Raw genomic sequence first — 15,483 nt, forward strand, 5'->3', positions numbered from 1 at the left:
CCGCGTTCGCGAGGATGACGGTGGTCTCGTTAAAAACCTCCGTCATCCTCCCGAACGCGGCGGTCCGACGATTCGGGATCCAGACTTACGGAGCGAACGGCGGCCCCTGAACAATCTCAATCACCAACGGCCGGTCACCCGGCGCCATCTCCAACAACCTGGCCAAATGCGCCAAATCCATCGCCCGCTCCGCCACACACCCAAACCCCCGCGCGATGGCGATAAAGTCTGGCGTGTAAATATCCACCCCAATCGGCTCAATACCCCGGCGTTCCATGTAGCCCTTGATCTCGCCGTAACCGTAGTTGTTCCACAGCAAGATCACGATGCCGACTTTGGCCTCCACCGCGCTGGCCAGCTCCGGCAGGCTGAATTGCAGGCCGCCATCGCCGATCAGGCAAATAACCGGCGTCTGCGGTTCAGCCAGTTTTGCGCCGATGGCGGCGGGCAGGGCGTAGCCGAGGGTGCCGTAGCCGGTGGAGGAGTTGAACCAGCGGCGCGGGGTGTTCAGATCGACCAGATGATTGCCGCTGTACACGGTTTGCGTGGAATCCCCGACAAAGCGCGCCGTCGGCAACACGCCGAGCACGGTGGCGAATAGCTCGCGATAGGGCGCCCAGCCGCTAAACCCTTCAGCCAATTGCGCGCGCACGGCGGCGGCACGCTGAGCGCCAGGGCTGCCGGCATCGCCGGTGCGACCCGGCAGCTCGGCCAGCAGGGCGACTATGGCCGCGCGCGCATCGCTTTGAATCGCCAGCGTCGGGGCATGGTTGCGCTGCAATTGCTGGGCGTCGATGTCGATGCGGATCAGCTCGCCGTTCAAGGCAAAGCCGCCGTCGAATACCACGTCGTAATCCGTTTCGCCCAGCTCCGTGCCGATGGCCAGAATCACGTCCGCATCGGCGGCCAATTTGCGCACGGGCACCAATGACTGGTTGCTGCCGATCAGCAGCAAATGCTCAGCGGGCAATAAGCCTTTGGCATTGATGGTGAGGGCGGTCGGCGCATCCAGAACGGTGGCCAGTTGCGACGCGACGTCGGCCGCCTCCAGGCAGCCGCCGCCGAGCAACAGCAGCGGCCGTTTCGCGCCGTGCAGTTTCGCGGCGGCCTGTTTGATCAGCTCGGCAGAAGGCGCGGGTCGGCTTGAGGCGTTCGCGCGGCTGAATGGCCAGGTGGGCGGCCGGCGCGGTGATGATGTCTAGCGGCAGCTCGATGTGCACCGGGCGCGGGCGTTCGCTGTCGAACACGGCGAACGCGCGGGCCAGCACCTCGGGCAATTCGTCGACGCTGAGCACGGTATGGCTGAACGCGGTGACGCCAGCGGTCAGCCCGCGCTGGTCGGGCAGTTCGTGCAGGTAGCCATTGCCAGTGCCCAGGCGCGAACGCTCGTTGACGCTGGAAATCACCAGCATCGGAATCGAGTCGCCATAGGCCTGCGCCATGGCGGTGAGGATGTTGGTCATGCCTGGCCCGGTGATGATGAAACACACCCCAGGTTTGCCCGTGACCCGCGCGTAACCGTCGGCCATAAAGCCGGCGCCCTGCTCGTGACGCGGGGTGATGTGGCGCAGGGCCGTGGCAGGCAAGCCGCGATACAGCTCCACCGTGTGCACGCCGGGAATACCGAACACGGTGTCCACGCCCCAGGCGTCCAGTTGCTTCAGCAGAAATTCACCGCAGGTGCTCATCGGGCAGTCCTTAGAGGCGAGGAGGGCAGCAGGGCCGTCAATGGCTGATCTGCGACAGAAAGGCTTGCAGGCGCGGGTGCTTGGGCTGCTCGAAGAATTCGGTCGGCGCGCCGGTTTCGACGATTTGCCCGGCGTCCATAAACACCACACGGTCGGCGACCTTGCGGGCAAAACCCATCTCGTGGGTCACGCACAACATGGTCATGCCTTCAAGCGCCAGCTCGGTCATCACGTCCAACACCTCGCCGACCATTTCCGGGTCGAGCGCCGAAGTGGGCTCGTCGAACAGCATCACCTTCGGGTTCATGCACAGCGCCCGGGCAATGGCCACGCGTTGCTGTTGGCCGCCAGACAGTTGGCCGGGCTTCTTCTGCGCCTGGCTGCCGATGTGCACGCGGTTGAGGTAACGCAGCGCTTGTTCCTCGGCCTGGGCACGCGCAATGCCGCGCACTTTCATCGGCGCCAGGGTGCAGTTTTCCAGCACGGTCAGATGGGGGAACAAGTTGAAGTTCTGAAACACCATGCCCACTTCGCGGCGCACATGGGCGCTGCCTTGTTTGCTGGCCACGTCCTGGTTTTCCACGGTGATGGTGCCGGTGTCGTGGGGCGAAAGGCGGTTGATGCAGCGAATCAGCGTCGACTTGCCCGAGCCCGACGGCCCGCAAATCACAATTTTCTCGCCCTGGCGCACCGACAGGTTGATGCCCTGCAACACCTGAAAATCGTCGTAGCGCTTGCCGACGTTCTCGAGCCGAATAATTTCGGTAGTCATAGGAATTCCTCAGATGCGGCGCATACGCGCAAGGGTGCGTTGCACCAGGCCGACGTTCTTCGCGGCGGGGCTGACCTGATCCCACGACAAACGCCGCTCCAGGCGACCTTGCAGCCAAGTCAGGGTGTAAACCATGACCAGGTAGTAGACCAACGCCACCGCGTAGTACTCGGAAAACTGAAAGGTGGTGGACACGGTTTGCGAGGTCACGGCCATCAACTCTTGCAGGGAAATCACCGAGGCCAGCGAGGTGATTTTCAGCAACGTGATGAACTCGTTTGCCGTCGGCGGAATGGCGATGCGTGCCGCTTGCGGCAGCGTGACGTAGCGGAAAATCTGCCAGCCCGACAAGCCCAGCGCGTGGCCGGCGGCGTGCTGACCTTTGTCCAGCGCCTTCAAGGCGGCGCGGTTAATTTCGGCCTGGTAAGCCATTTCATTCAGGCTTAGGGCAATCCAGGCGGCGAAGAACGGGGTGAACCAGGTCTCGCGAAAAATCGGGAAGAACTGCGGCAGCGCGTTCCACACAAACAGCAGTTGCAACAGCGTCGGCGCGCCACGAAACACACTGAGCACAGCGCGCAGCAGCATACGCAGCGGATTGGGCGGGCCGTCCAGCGCCAGTGCGGCCGGAATGGACAGGGCGATGCCGACCGAATGGGCGAGCAGGGCGAGCAGCAAGGTGATGCACGCGCCCTTGAAAAAGGGGTAAGAAAACAGTGCGTCCCAGAAGACGGCGACGTCGAATTGCATGGGGGTATCCCCTTTGAGGCGGTGGGAAAAACGCGGCGGTTTCGTTGATCAGCCGCCAACGGTGGTGGGCCCAGCCCTCACCCCCAGCCCCTCTCCCGTAAACGGGCGAGGGGAGCTAAACGGTGTTATCGCAGCGAACCGCGATTGGCTCCCTCGCCCCTCCGGGGAGAGGGCGGGGGTGAGGGGAGTGGGCGCCGCAAATAGTTGAACTTACTCCCCGCACCTTCCACATTCACCGGATCGAGCTTCCACTTCTCGCTGAGCGCTTTCAGCGTGCCGTCGTCTTTCAGCGACTTGATCGCCGCCGCCACGGCTTTGGTGTTGGCTTCGTCTTTCACCAGATACGCGCCAAATACATCCTTCTCCGGGAAGGTATAGAGCGTCTTGAATTGCCCCGGCGTTTGCAGTTCGCGGTAGGCCAGTTCGGTGTCTTGCGACAACCCGGCGCTGGCGCGGCCGACCAGCACTTGCTGGGCCACGTCGCTGCCCTTGGGGTAGGTCTGAAGGGTGGCGGCCGGTTTGCCGGCGGCTTTGAGTTCAGTGTTGAGCTTTTCCATGATTGCCACGTAACGCGTGCCCGATTGCACGGCCACCACTTTGCCGGAGAGGTCTTCCAGCTTGCTCAGGGTGAGGTCGCCCTTGCCGCTGCCAAACACGATGGTGGCGCTGGACAGATACGGCACTGCATTGAGCTTTTGCGTGCGCTCAGGCGTGATCAACGCACCGCTGATGACCACGTCGCAGCGTTTGGATTCCAGGCCCGGCAGCAAGCCGGTGAATTCGGTGACGATAAAGCGCGCCGGCACGCCCCAGGTTTTCGCCATGGCGCGGATCAGGTCGGCATCGAAGCCGCTGGGCTCGCGGTCGCCGGTTTTCTCAAAGAACTCCAGCGGCGGGAAGGTGGGGTCGGAGCAGACGTTGAAACTACCGCCGCTGACAAAAGACGGTTTGCTGTCGGCGGCGTGCAGCGTGGCGCTCAGGGCAGCGGCCAGCAGGCCGAGAAGGGCAATGGAACGAGTGCGCATGGGTGACTCCTTAAAAGGCTAAGTGCATCTGTTATTGGCAGTTCAAGAATCAGGCCAGCGAGGACCTGTAGAGCCGTTTGTTGTTATGCAAAAGCGTTTGGAGCGGGTGGAGCTACTTCCATCTCATCCTTGCCACCGTCATTCCCGCGAAAGCGGGAATCCAGAATTGCCCATGAATAGGTGCACCTGGATTCCCTCCTGCCGGGGGAATGACGGGGGACGGGTTTGTGATCTACGCGATTTCCGCGTTGCCTTTCATTTCAGCTTTCTTGGGCAGCGGCATCCAGCGTGGCCCTTGTGGCCCGTACACCTCAGCCGGTTCCGGGAACACCAGCAGCAGCACCAGATACAGCACCGCCGCCAAGCCCAGCGTCACCGGCAAGCTGACGTCGATGCCGTTGGCCAGATTGCCCAGCGGCCCGACGAATTGCCCCGGCAGGTTGACGAAGCACAAACCGATCAACGCGCTTGGCACCCAGGCGCCCATGCCGCGCCAGTTCCAGCCGTGGGTGAACCAATAGCTGCCACCTTTTTTGCCCACGGGTGAACACTTGCAGGTCATCGGCGTGGTAAACGCCACGACGAATGATCAGGCCCAGAATCATGATCACCATCCATGGCGTGGTGCAGGTAATGATCAGCACCGCGAAGGTCGACACGCTTTGCACCAGGTTGGCGGCGAAGCGGCCGATGAAGATAAACGCAATCGACAACACACCAATCAGCAGCGTCGCCTTGACCCGCGACAGCACGCGCGGGAACACGCTCGACATATCCAGCCCGGTGCCATACAGCGAAGTGGTGCCGGTGGACATGCCGCCAATCACCGCAATCAGGCACACCGGCAGGAAAAACCAGGTCGGGCATACCGCCAGCAAGCCGCCGACATAGTTGTTCGCGGTGATGTACTCCGGTGCCTTCACCGCCACGATGGTCGCGGTCGCCAGGCCGAACAGGAATGGAATCAAGGTAGCCAGCTGGGCGAACACCACCGCCAGCATGATCCCGCCTTTCGAGGTTTGCTTGGGGATGTAGCGCGCCCAGTCGCCGAGGAAGGCGCCGAAGGAAATCGGGTTACTCATGGCCACCAGCGCGGCGCCGATAAATGCCGCCCAGAAGCCTTCGGTACCCATGTTCACGCTGCCGGCGTAGGCGCTGTCGAAGGTGCTGGAAAAAGCAAAGATGCCCAGCAGAAACAGCACGCTGGCGCTCCATACCGCCACCTTGTTTACCCACAACAAAAAGCGGAAGCCGTAGATGCACACGGTGAGAACGAGGAGGGCAAACAGGCCGTACGCCAGGCCCAGGGTCAGGTCGGTTTCGGGCAGGCCGATGAGGCGTTTTGCGCCGCCGATCAACGCGTCGCCCGAGCTCCAGACCGACAGCGAAAAGAACGCGATGGCCGTCAGCAGCGACAGAAACGAGCCGACAATTCGCCCGTGCACACCAAAGTGCGCGCCCGACGACACGGCGTTATTGGTGCCATTCAACGCCCCAAACAAGCCCATGGGCGCGAGGATCACCGAGCCCACCAGCACGCCCAGCAAAATAGCCCACACGCCGGCGTGAAACGACAGGCCAAACAGCACGGGGAAACTGCCGAGCACGGCGGTGGCGAAGGTGTTGGCGCCGCCGAAAATCATACGGAACAGGTCCAGCGGTTTGGCGCTGCGCTCGCTGTCCGGGATCTGTTCGACGCCGAAGGTTTCGATGGTTGTCAGTGTTTTTTGGTTGTTGTTATTCATTTTTTCTCCCCGCAAAGACGCACTAAGCGTCTGCGCCCGGCTTATATTTTTATGGTTTTGCGTGGTTACGCGTTACTGCGGTACAGCCGACAAATGCTCATGGCAGGCCAACCAGCGGCCCGCTTCTACCTCACGAAAGACAATGGTCTCGCGCTCGTAACTGGTGCTTTCGCTGCCGGCTACGCGCACTTGCGTGCGCACCTCGTGGACGAAAATCGCCACGTCGCCCTGCACGCTGACGAAGGGTTTGCTCGAGGTGCACTCCAGCACCTCGAAGCCATCCGCCAGCCAGTCGGCCCACACGGCTTCGTACGCTGCGCGACTCAACAACGGCGTGGGCCAGGTGTGGAAGACAAAGCTGGCGTCTTCGCTGAACGCGGCGAAGTAGGCCGCCGTGTCGGTGCGGGCGAAGGCGGCGACCAGGCGTTCGGCGGCATTGAGCACTTGCTGTTCTTTTAGCGCGACGGTCATTTGTGGCTGACTCCCGGCAGTACGCAGAGCATTTCGTACAGCAGGTTGGCGCCCAGCAGCGAGGTGTTGCCGGTGGTGTCGTAGGGTGGCGACACTTCAACTACGTCACAACCAATCAGGTCCAGCCCTTGGCAGCCGCGGATGATTTCGATGGCTTGAATAGTGGTCAAGCCGCCGATTTCCGGCGTGCCGGTGCCAGGCGCCCAGGCCGGGTCGATGCCGTCGATATCAAAACTCAGGTACACCGGGCCACCGCCGACTTTCTCGCGCACTTCGGCCATTAGCGGGGTCAGCGACTTGTGCCAGCACTCTTCGGCCTGCACCACACGAAAGCCCTGCTTGCGGCTCCAGTTGAAGTCTTCAGCGGTGTAACCCTGTGCGCGCAAACCGATCTGCACCACACGGTCGCAGTCCAGCAGGCCTTCTTCCACGGCGCGGCGGAAGGTGGTGCCGTGGGCGATTTTCTCGCCAAACATATGGTCGTTCACATCGGCGTGGGCATCGATGTGCACCAGGCCAACCTTGCCGTACTTCTTGGTCAGCGCCCGCAGAATCGGCAGGGTGATGGTGTGATCGCCGCCCAGGGTCAGCGGCAGAATGCCGTGAGAGACGAACTTGTCGTACGAGGCTTCGATGATGCGCACGGCATCCAGCAGATTGAACGTATTGATCGCCACGTCGCCGATGTCGGCCACGTTCAACGAATCGAACGGCGCGGCGCCGGTGGCCATGTTGTAGGGGCGGATCATCACCGACTCGGCGCGAATTTCACGGGGGCCGAAGCGGGTGCCGGAGCGAAGGGAGGTGCCGATGTCCAGCGGTACGCCAACGAAGGCGGCGTCCAGGGCATTGAGTTCGGCGTCGGTTTGGATATGCGGCAAGCGCATCATGGTGGCGATGCCGCCGAAACGCGGCATTTCGTTACCGCCCAGGGGTTGATGAAGCGTCTTTTCCACGGGGTGGCCTCACGATCTTATGTTTTTAATAGTGGGCGGATTCTGCGCAAGGCGTAGGCGGGAGAAAAATCCGGTGTAGGCAAATACTTAGTTCAGAGATTTCTAAACTAAGTTGGGGTGGGTAGACTGGGTCAGCCCCGACGTACATCTGGCCCCCCTCGCCCCTTCGGGGAGAGGGTTGGGGTGAGGGGAGGCGGCAGACAACGGTGTTTGCCCCGGCCCTCACCCCCGGCCCCTTTCCCGCAAGCGGGCGAGGGGAGACAAGCTGGCACAATTTTGCCCCCTCGCCCCTCCGGGGAGAGGGCTGGGGTGAGGGGAGGCGGCAGACAACGGCGTTGGCCCCGGCCCTCACCCCCGGCCCCTCTCCCGCGAGCGGGCGAGGGGAGACAAGCTGGCACAATTTTGCCCCCTCGCTCCTTCGGGGAGAGGGTTGGGGTGAGGGGTAGCGGCAGACATCGGTGTTGGCCCCGGCCCTCACCCCCGGCCCTCTCCCGCGAGCGGGCGAGGGGAGACAAGCTGGCACAATTTTGCCCCCTCGCCCCTCCGGGGAGAGGGCTGGGGTGAGGGGAGGCGGCAGACAACGGTGTTTGCCCCGGCCCTCACCCCGGCCCCTCTCCCCGCAGGCGGGAGAGGGGAGCAGAGCATTTGAGTTTGTTTGGAGTTTGTTTTGAGCCAAGTCCTTCCCGACCTAAAACTCCTGCGCATCTTCGTCAGCGTGGTCCGCCATCAGGGCTTCGCCGCCGCGCAGCAGGAGCTCAATCTCTCCACCTCGGCCATCAGCACCTACATGAGCCAACTCGAAGGCCAACTGGGCCTGAGCCTGTGCCATCGCGGTCGCGGTGGGTTCAGTCTGACCAGCAAAGGCGAACTGTTTTTTCAGGAAACCCTGCGCCTGCTCGGCGAGATGGAAGGCTTCGAGCGCTACGCCGCCGCACTCAAGGGCGAGCTGCGGGGCACGCTCAATTTAGGGGTGATCGACTCCACCGTCAGCGACCGCGCGTTGCCATTCGCCGAGGTCATCGGCACTTACAGCGAAGAACACCCGGCCGTGCATTTGCACTTGTCGGTGCTCAGCCCTTACGAGCTCCAGCTTGGCGTGTTGGAGAATCGGCTGGACTTGGCCATCGGTTCGTTCTCCACGCGCATGAACGGCTTGCTCTATCAGGCGCTGTACCGCGAGCAGCACTGGCTGTATTGCAGCGACCGCCATCCGCTGTTCGGCGAGCGGCGCATTCCGCCAGAGTTGATCACTCAGCAGCGCATGGTCGGGCGCAGTTATTGGAGCCAGGCGGAGCTGGCGCGCCACGGTTTCAAGCACAGCGCGGCTACGGTAGAAAGTATGGAGGCGCAGTTGATTCTGGTGCTGTCGGGCGCCTACATCGGCTACCTGCCCGAGCACTATGCGCAAGCCTGGGTCGACCAGAAACGCCTGCGCCCGCTGCTGCCCACCACGTTTGGTTACCAGGCGCCGTTTTCCCTGACCTACCGCCGTGGGCGTTCGCGTGAGCCGCTGTTGCAAACCTTTCGCGATTTACTGAAAACCCAGCTGAGCCAACCGCGCCCGGCCGCTTCGCTATAAGCGCGGCCGTTGCTGGCGTCTAGCCATTGCTGTGCTACACCTAAATCCTTATGGGCATAGGGATTTATATGCTCGTCACCACAAGGATGAACGCGATGCGCCAGAACCTGCCTGTTACTCAGCGCGAAAGAACCTTTTCCGAGCATGAGCGCCTGATTTCCACGACGGATTTGCACAGCAAAATCACCTACTGCAACGACGCGTTCGTCGAGCTCAGCGGTTTTACCCGGGAAGAGCTGATCGGCCAGCCACACAACCTGGTGCGCCACCCCGATATGCCGCCGGCGGTGTTCGGCCACATGTGGGACGTGATCAAGCAGGGCAAGCCGTGGATGGGACTGGTGAAGAATCGCTCCAAAAATGGCGATTTCTATTGGGTCAGCGCCTACGTCACGCCGGTGTATGAGAACGGCCAGATCGCCGGTTACGAGTCGGTGCGCTCGTTGCCGACCCGCGAGCAGGTCGCGCGGGCAGACAAACTTTACGCCCGCCTGCGTGCCGGCAAGAGCCCGGTGCCGGCCTTGGCCTACTGGACGCGGGACATTGTGAATTCCTGGCCGGTGATTCTGGCCACGCTGATTATTCTTGGCGGGGATTTGTGGCTTAAAGGCTGGGCGAAAACTGCATTGGCCATGGTGGTCATGGCGCTGCTGGCGCTCTGGCTGGTCATCAGCAAACGGCAAGACGTACGCAATACCCTGGCCGATCACCCCAAAGCCTTTACCAGCGAGCTGGTGGCCCTGACCTATTCCGACAACCCCGGCCCGCAGGGCTTGCTCGATCTGGCCATGATCAGCGAAGAGGCGCGTCTGCAAACCGCACTCACGCGCCTGGAAGATGCCGGCATCAGCGTAAAACTGCGCGCGGCGGAGTCGTCCAAGTTATCGAACTCCAACGCCGAACTGATCGAGCAGCAACGCAGCGAAACCGATCAGTCGGCCACCGCCATCAACCAGATGGCCGCCACCATTCAGGAAGTGGCGCACAACGTCGCCAGCACCGCCAACGCCGCGCAGGAAGCGGATCAGTTGGCGCAGCAGGGACGCGGTCTGGCCAACGACAGTCTGGGCGCCATGAAGCACATGGCCGATGCCGTTACCGAAATCGGCCAGGCGGTGAAGGACCTCGCCGACTCGACACAATCGATTGGTAGCGTCGCCGACGTGATCACCTCCATTGCCGAGCAAACCAACTTACTGGCCCTGAACGCTGCAATCGAAGCGGCGCGGGCCGGGGAGCAGGGGCGCGGGTTTGCCGTGGTAGCAGACGAGGTGCGTTCGCTGGCCTCACGTACACGAGAATCCACCGAGCAGATTCATGCCATCATCGCGTCGCTGCGCAGTGGTGCCGACCGCGCCGTAACCACCGCCAGCAAAGGCGAAGAGATTTCCCGCGAAAGCGTGCACAGCGTGGAAGCCGTTCAGCAGGCGTTGGATGGCATCAGCCAGGCGGTGACGCGCATCACCGGCATGAGTCAGCAGATGGCGACCGCTTCCGAGCAGCAAAGCCACGTGGCCGAAGACATCAGCCAGCAAATCACCCGCATCGCCCAGCTTTCCGAGCGCAGTGCCGGGCAGGCGCAGGAAGGCGTGGTCATCAGCCAGGACCCTGGAACACATGGCCGATTACCTGCACAGCCTGGCCGAGCGTTTTAACAAATAATCAGTGGCGAGCCCGATGGCAGCGACTGCCATCGGGTGGCAGACTTCGCGCTCCGGAGGAGTGCCCATGTCCCGCCCGTTATGCCCGCGTTGTCAGCGTCCGCTCAGCCATTGCCTGTGCGCGCTGATCCCCAGCCTCAACAGCCGCACCCGCGTGCTGATTCTGCAGCACCCCAGCGAAGTCAAACACGCCCTCAACACGGCGCGCCTGGCTGCGCTTGGCTTGAGCAATGCCGAGCTGTGCGTGGGCGAGCGGTTTGATCAGTTGGAGGCGCTGCTCAATCCGCCGGGTTATCGCAGCGTGCTGTTGTTTCCGGGCGAGGGCGCTACGGTGCTGGAAGCGGGCCCGGCAGACGTACCGATTCAACTTGTTATGCCGGATGGCACCTGGCGCAAGGCGAGCAAACTGCTGCACGTGAATCCGTTGCTGGCGGCGTTGCCACGGGTGTGTTTGCCGGCAGGCGGGGCTTCCCGATATCGGCTGCGCAAGGCGCCGAAGGAAGGGGCCTTATCGACAATCGAGGCCGTTGTTCAGGCGCTAGAAATTGTCGAGGCGCCGCTGCGTTTTGGCGAATTGCTCAGGCCGTTCGAGGCGCTGATTGAAGGTCAGATTGCGGCGATGGGCGAAGAGACGTTCCAGCGCAATCACCTATAAAAGGCATCGCGGCTGATCGGGTTGTGTTGCTGTTTGTGGGAACGGCTTCAGCCGCGATTGGCCGGACCTGCACAGCGCATTCCAGACCAACACACCGCCCCGTAGGAGCTAGCTTGCTAGCGAACCCTGCAAACGAAGATCGAGAATTTCGATTGCAAGGTTCGCCACCAAGGTGGCTCCTACAAAAAACCGTACGCAATGCGCCTGCGGGAGCCGCGATGCTGTTGATCTTCAAGGCGCATCCCGCAAGGCCAGCGCGTTATCGAGCATGCGGTTGGAAAAGCCCCACTCGTTGTCATACCAGGCCAGCACCTTGAGCAGCTTGCCGTTGGTTTTGGTGTGGTTGGCGTCGAAGATCGACGACAGCGGGTTGTGGTTGAAGTCGTGCGACACCAGCGGCAGCGTGTTGTAGCCGAGAATGGGCAACTGCTTGCTGGCTTCCAGCATCAGCGCATTGACGGTTTCGGCGCTGGTCTGCTGTTTCAGTTCTACCGTTAAGTCCACCAACGACACGTTGATAACCGGCACCCGCACCGCCATGCCGGTGAGCTTGCCCGCCAGTTCCGGCAGTACCAGGCCGACCGCTTCGGCGGCGCCGGTTTTGGTCGGGATCATCGACTGGGTGGCCGAGCGCGCGCGGTACGGGTCGCTGTGGTAGACGTCGGACAGGTTCTGGTCGTTGGTGTAGGCGTGAATCGTGGTCATCAGGCCGTTTTCAATGCCCAGCTCGCGGTGCAGCACTTGCGCAATCGGCGCCAGGCAATTGGTGGTGCACGAGGCGCTGGAAATGATCTGGTGCGACTGGCGCAAGGTGTCGTGGTTGACGCCATAAACGATGGTGGCATCGGCGCCTTTGGCTGGGGCCGAGATAATCACCTTGGCGGCACCGGCCGAAAGGTGCGCGGCCGCTTTGTCGCGGTCGGTGAACAGGCCCGTGCATTCAAAGACGATGTCGATCTGTTGCTCGCGCCATGGCAGTTCGGCGGGATTGCGGATGGCGGTTACGGCGATGCGGTCGCCGTTCACCAGCAGTGCGTCGGCTTGTGCCTCAACAGTGCCGTCGAAAATGCCGTGCACGCTGTCGTACTTGAACAGGTGGGCGTTGATGGCGCTGTCGCCGAGGTCGTTGATCGCGACTACCTGCAGCTGTTGGCGGTAGTCCTGGGTGTACAGGGCGCGCAGAATGTTGCGGCCGATACGGCCGAAGCCGTTGATTGCGATACGCAGTGTCATGGAATCACCGAATCTTGTCTTTTGTTGTTGGAATTACAAGATTATGCTCGGTAATATATAAATCAAGCCATTTTTACCGACTATATTTTGTTTTATATAAAATTTATGCCTGTTTGGAGCCGATGATATGCATCCCCGTGTCGTAGAAGTTACCGAGCGTTTGATTGCCCGCAGCCGCGCCACGCGTGAGCATTATTTGAAGATGATTCGCGCCGCTGCCGAAGACGGTCCGGCGCGAGCCAAGCACCAGTGCGCCAACTTCGCCCACGGCGTGGCGGGGTGTACCGGCGAGGACAAACAGCGCCTGCGCCTGATGGATTCCGCCAACGTGGCGATCATCTCGGCCTACAACGACATGTTGTCGGCCCACCAGCCTTACGAGCACTTCCCCGACCAGATCAAACAGGCTTTGCGCGATATCGGCTCGGTCGGCCAATTTGCCGGCGGCGTGCCGGCTATGTGCGACGGCGTGACCCAAGGCGAGCCGGGCATGGAAATTGGTATCGCCAGCCGCGAAACCATCGCCATGTCCACCGCCGTGGCGCTGTCCCACAACATGTTCGACGCCGCGCTGTGCCTGGGTATCTGCGACAAGATCGTGCCGGGGCTGATGATGGGCGCGCTGCGCTTTGGCCACTTGCCGATTATTTTCGTGCCGGGCGGGCCGATGACCACCGGCTCGTCGAACAAAGAAAAAGCCGAAGTTCGCCAGCGCTACGCCGAAGGCAAAGCCACCCGCGACGAGCTGCTGGAATCGGAAATGAAGGCCTACCACGGCCCCGGCACCTGCACCTTTTATGGCACCGCCAACACCAACCAGCTGCTGATGGAAGTAATGGGCCTGCACCTGCCGGGCGCCTCGTTCGTTAACCCGTACACGCCGCTGCGTGATGCGCTGACCCGCGAAGCGGCGCAGCAGGTCACGCGCCTCACCAGCCAGGCCGGCAACCGTCTGATGATGGGTGAAATGGTCGACGAAAAAGTGTTGGTCAATTCCATCGTCGCTCTGCACGCCACCGGCGGTTCCAGCAACCACACCTTGCACATGCCCGCCATCGCTCGCGCGGCCGGCATCTTGCTGACGTGGCAAGACATGGCCGACCTCTCCGAAGTGGTGCCGACCATGGCCCACGTCTACCCGAACGGCAAATCCGACATCAACCACTTCCAGGCCGCTGGCGGCATGGCGTTTCTGATCCGCGAGCTGCTCGATGGCGGCTTGCTGCATGAAGACGTGCACACCGTGGTCGGCCATGGCCTGCGTCGCTACACCCAGGAGCCGTTCCTGCAAGACGGCAAACTGGTGTGGCGCGACGGCCCGACGCAAAGCCTCGACGAAAGCATTCTGCGTCCGCTCGCCAACCCGTACTCGCCCGAAGGCGGCTTGCGCGTGATGGAAGGCAACCTCGGCCGTGGCGTGATGAAAGTGTCGGCCGTGGCGCTGGAGCACCAGATTGTCGAAGCGCCGGCGCGGGTCTTTCACGATCAGCAGGAACTGGCCGACGCCTTCCAGGCCGGCGAGCTGGAGCGCGATTTCGTCGCCGTGATGCGCTTCCAGGGGCCGCGCAGCAACGGCATGCCCGAGCTGCACAAAATGACGCCGTACCTGGGCGTGTTGCAGGACCGTGGCTTCAAAGTGGCGCTGGTCACCGATGGCCGGATGTCGGGTGCCTCGGGTAAGATCCCGGCCGCCATTCATGTGTGCCCGGAAGCCTTCGACGGCGGCCCGCTGGCCCGCGTGCGTGACGGCGATATCGTTCGTGTTGACGGCACCAAAGGCGAATTGCGCGTGTTGGTGGATGAAGCGGAACTGGCGCAGCGGGAAAATGCCCAAGGGCTGCCGGTCGCCTTCGGTACCGGCCGTGAATTGTTTGCCTTTATGCGCGCCGCGTTCAGCACCGCCGAACAAGGCGCCAGTGCCTTTACTACCAGTTTGGAAGGATTGAAATGAAGTTAGCCCTGGTCGGCGATATCGGCGGCACCAATGCACGCTTTGCGTTGTGGCGCGATAACCAGCTGGAGTCTGTGCGGGTTCTGGCCACGGCCGATTTTCCCGGCGTCGAGCAAGCCATCATCGCCTACCTCGACGGCCTCGGCTTGGCGCCGGGCGCCGTACACGCGGTGTGCCTGGCCTGCGCCGGGCCGGTGAGTGGCGATGTGTTTGTATTCACCAACAACCACTGGCGCCTGAGCCGTTCGGCGTTCTGCCGCGACCTGAAAGTGGACGACCTGCTGCTGATTAACGATTTCTCCGCCATGGCCCTGGGCATGACGCGCCTGGAAGACCATGAGCGCGTGCAAGTGTGCCCCGGCACCGCCGAAGCCGATCGCCCGGCCGTGGTGGTCGGGCCGGGCACCGGTTTGGGGGTTGGCACCCTGATTGGTTCGGCGGCTGAAGGCTGGCAAGCGTTGCCGGGCGAGGGCGGGCATGTCGACCTGCCGATTGGCTCGCCGCGCGAAGCGCAGCTGTGGCAAGAGCTGTATCGCCTGAACGGCCATATTCGCGCCGAAGACGTGTTGAGCGGTGGGGGTTTGCTGCTGTTGTACCGCGCCCTGTGCGCCCTCGACGGCCATGAACAAAGCCTGCAATCGCCAGCCGACATCACCGCCGCCGCACTGGCCGGTGACGAAGTGGCGGGCCAGGTGATCGACCAATTTTGCTCATGGCTAGGCCGCGTTGCCGGCAACAACGTGCTGAGCCTTGGCGGGCGCGGTGGTGTGTACATCGTCGGTGGCATCGTGCCGCGTTTCACCGAGCTATTCTTGCGCAGCGGTTTCGCGCGCTGCTTCGCCGAGAAAGGCCCGATGAGCAAATACATGGTCGATGTGCCGGTGTGGCTGGTCACCGCCGAGTACCCAGGTTTGATGGGCGCCGGTGTCGCCCTGCAACAGCTGTTGGAACGCCAGCAATAAACGTCTAGAAAACAAAAACCAGAAAAGGACGGGCC

10 protein-coding genes and 4 pseudogenes are annotated in these 15,483 nt (G+C 62.3%); 6 read left to right on the plus strand and 8 right to left on the minus strand.

Translation table 11 applies throughout. The features are described from left to right. Nucleotides 1-85: 85 nt before the first annotated feature. The 7 genes and pseudogenes from ACZZZP_RS08230 to speB all read right to left on the minus strand — a co-directional run bounded on the left by ACZZZP_RS08230 (nt 86) and on the right by speB (nt 7,407). Nucleotides 86-1,688: pseudogene (locus tag ACZZZP_RS08230) on the minus strand (5-guanidino-2-oxopentanoate decarboxylase). Nucleotides 1,689-1,725: 37 nt separating this feature from the next. Then, nucleotides 1,726-2,460 carry an amino acid ABC transporter ATP-binding protein gene (locus ACZZZP_RS08235; RefSeq protein ID WP_463382380.1) on the minus strand — a complete coding sequence of 245 codons (735 nt, stop codon included), beginning with the start codon at nt 2,458-2,460 and terminating at the stop codon, nt 1,726-1,728. Nucleotides 2,461-2,469: 9 nt separating this feature from the next. Continuing rightward, nucleotides 2,470-3,210, minus strand: coding sequence for an amino acid ABC transporter permease (locus ACZZZP_RS08240; protein ID WP_122497263.1), 741 nt, complete (start codon nt 3,208-3,210; stop codon nt 2,470-2,472). Between the two features lie 125 nt (nt 3,211-3,335). Continuing rightward, a complete protein-coding gene (locus tag ACZZZP_RS08245) occupies nt 3,336-4,235 on the minus strand; it encodes a transporter substrate-binding domain-containing protein (protein ID WP_463536433.1) in 900 nt (299 codons plus the stop codon). Between the two features lie 232 nt (nt 4,236-4,467). After that, nucleotides 4,468-5,980, minus strand: a pseudogene (locus ACZZZP_RS08250) (purine-cytosine permease family protein). Between the two features lie 72 nt (nt 5,981-6,052). Further along, nucleotides 6,053-6,451, minus strand: a complete 399-nt coding sequence (locus ACZZZP_RS08255) for a YybH family protein (protein ID WP_463382383.1) — start codon at nt 6,449-6,451, stop codon at nt 6,053-6,055. Beyond that, the gene (speB, locus tag ACZZZP_RS08260) at nt 6,448-7,407 is read right to left on the minus strand and encodes an agmatinase (RefSeq protein WP_463382384.1); all 960 of its coding nucleotides are present in this window, start codon (nt 7,405-7,407) and stop codon (nt 6,448-6,450) included. The genes ACZZZP_RS08255 and speB overlap by 4 nt, the downstream gene beginning before the upstream one ends. A gap of 667 nt (nt 7,408-8,074) precedes the next feature. Between speB and ACZZZP_RS08265 the strand changes: the two genes are divergently transcribed. From ACZZZP_RS08265 to ACZZZP_RS08280, 4 genes and pseudogenes are all read left to right on the plus strand, one after another. Continuing rightward, nucleotides 8,075-8,986: a LysR family transcriptional regulator gene (locus tag ACZZZP_RS08265; RefSeq protein WP_463382385.1), complete on the plus strand. Its 912-nt coding sequence runs from the start codon at nt 8,075-8,077 to the stop codon at nt 8,984-8,986. 95 nt (nt 8,987-9,081) lie between these two features. Next, nucleotides 9,082-9,565: pseudogene (locus ACZZZP_RS08270) on the plus strand (PAS domain-containing protein); the annotation flags it as partial. A gap of 116 nt (nt 9,566-9,681) precedes the next feature. After that, nucleotides 9,682-10,648 (plus strand): annotated as a pseudogene (locus tag ACZZZP_RS08275) (methyl-accepting chemotaxis protein); the annotation flags it as partial. A 66-nt stretch (nt 10,649-10,714) separates the two neighbouring features. Next, nucleotides 10,715-11,302: a tRNA-uridine aminocarboxypropyltransferase gene (locus tag ACZZZP_RS08280; protein WP_463536434.1), complete on the plus strand. Its 588-nt coding sequence runs from the start codon at nt 10,715-10,717 to the stop codon at nt 11,300-11,302. A gap of 231 nt (nt 11,303-11,533) precedes the next feature. Here the strand turns inward: ACZZZP_RS08280 and gap are convergent, their stop codons facing one another. Next, nucleotides 11,534-12,535: a type I glyceraldehyde-3-phosphate dehydrogenase gene (gene gap, locus ACZZZP_RS08285; protein ID WP_122497756.1), complete on the minus strand. Its 1,002-nt coding sequence runs from the start codon at nt 12,533-12,535 to the stop codon at nt 11,534-11,536. A gap of 127 nt (nt 12,536-12,662) precedes the next feature. Here gap and edd point away from each other — a divergent pair, with 127 nt between their 5' ends. After that, complete coding sequence (edd, locus tag ACZZZP_RS08290; RefSeq protein ID WP_463382387.1) at nt 12,663-14,486, plus strand: phosphogluconate dehydratase; 1,824 nt, start codon at nt 12,663-12,665, stop codon at nt 14,484-14,486. Next, the gene (locus ACZZZP_RS08295; protein ID WP_463382388.1) at nt 14,483-15,448 is read left to right on the plus strand and encodes a glucokinase; all 966 of its coding nucleotides are present in this window, start codon (nt 14,483-14,485) and stop codon (nt 15,446-15,448) included. Before edd ends, ACZZZP_RS08295 begins: the two co-directional genes overlap by 4 nt. Nucleotides 15,449-15,483 lie beyond the last annotated feature (35 nt).

Source organism: Pseudomonas sp. AC211 (assembly GCF_979258055.1).

What these genes read in the sequence shown, in the direction of transcription:
- gap (WP_122497756.1), bottom strand. Translation starts at nt 12,535, where the DNA reads ATGACACTGCGTATCGCAATCAACGGCTTCGGCCGTATCGGCCGCAAC.
- ACZZZP_RS08280 (WP_463536434.1), top strand. Translation starts at nt 10,715, where the DNA reads ATGTCCCGCCCGTTATGCCCGCGTTGTCAGCGTCCGCTCAGCCATTGC.
- ACZZZP_RS08245 (WP_463536433.1), bottom strand. Translation starts at nt 4,235, where the DNA reads ATGCGCACTCGTTCCATTGCCCTTCTCGGCCTGCTGGCCGCTGCCCTG.
- ACZZZP_RS08240 (WP_122497263.1), bottom strand. Translation starts at nt 3,210, where the DNA reads ATGCAATTCGACGTCGCCGTCTTCTGGGACGCACTGTTTTCTTACCCC.
- ACZZZP_RS08295 (WP_463382388.1), top strand. Translation starts at nt 14,483, where the DNA reads ATGAAGTTAGCCCTGGTCGGCGATATCGGCGGCACCAATGCACGCTTT.
- edd (WP_463382387.1), top strand. Translation starts at nt 12,663, where the DNA reads ATGCATCCCCGTGTCGTAGAAGTTACCGAGCGTTTGATTGCCCGCAGC.
- ACZZZP_RS08255 (WP_463382383.1), bottom strand. Translation starts at nt 6,451, where the DNA reads ATGACCGTCGCGCTAAAAGAACAGCAAGTGCTCAATGCCGCCGAACGC.
- ACZZZP_RS08235 (WP_463382380.1), bottom strand. Translation starts at nt 2,460, where the DNA reads ATGACTACCGAAATTATTCGGCTCGAGAACGTCGGCAAGCGCTACGAC.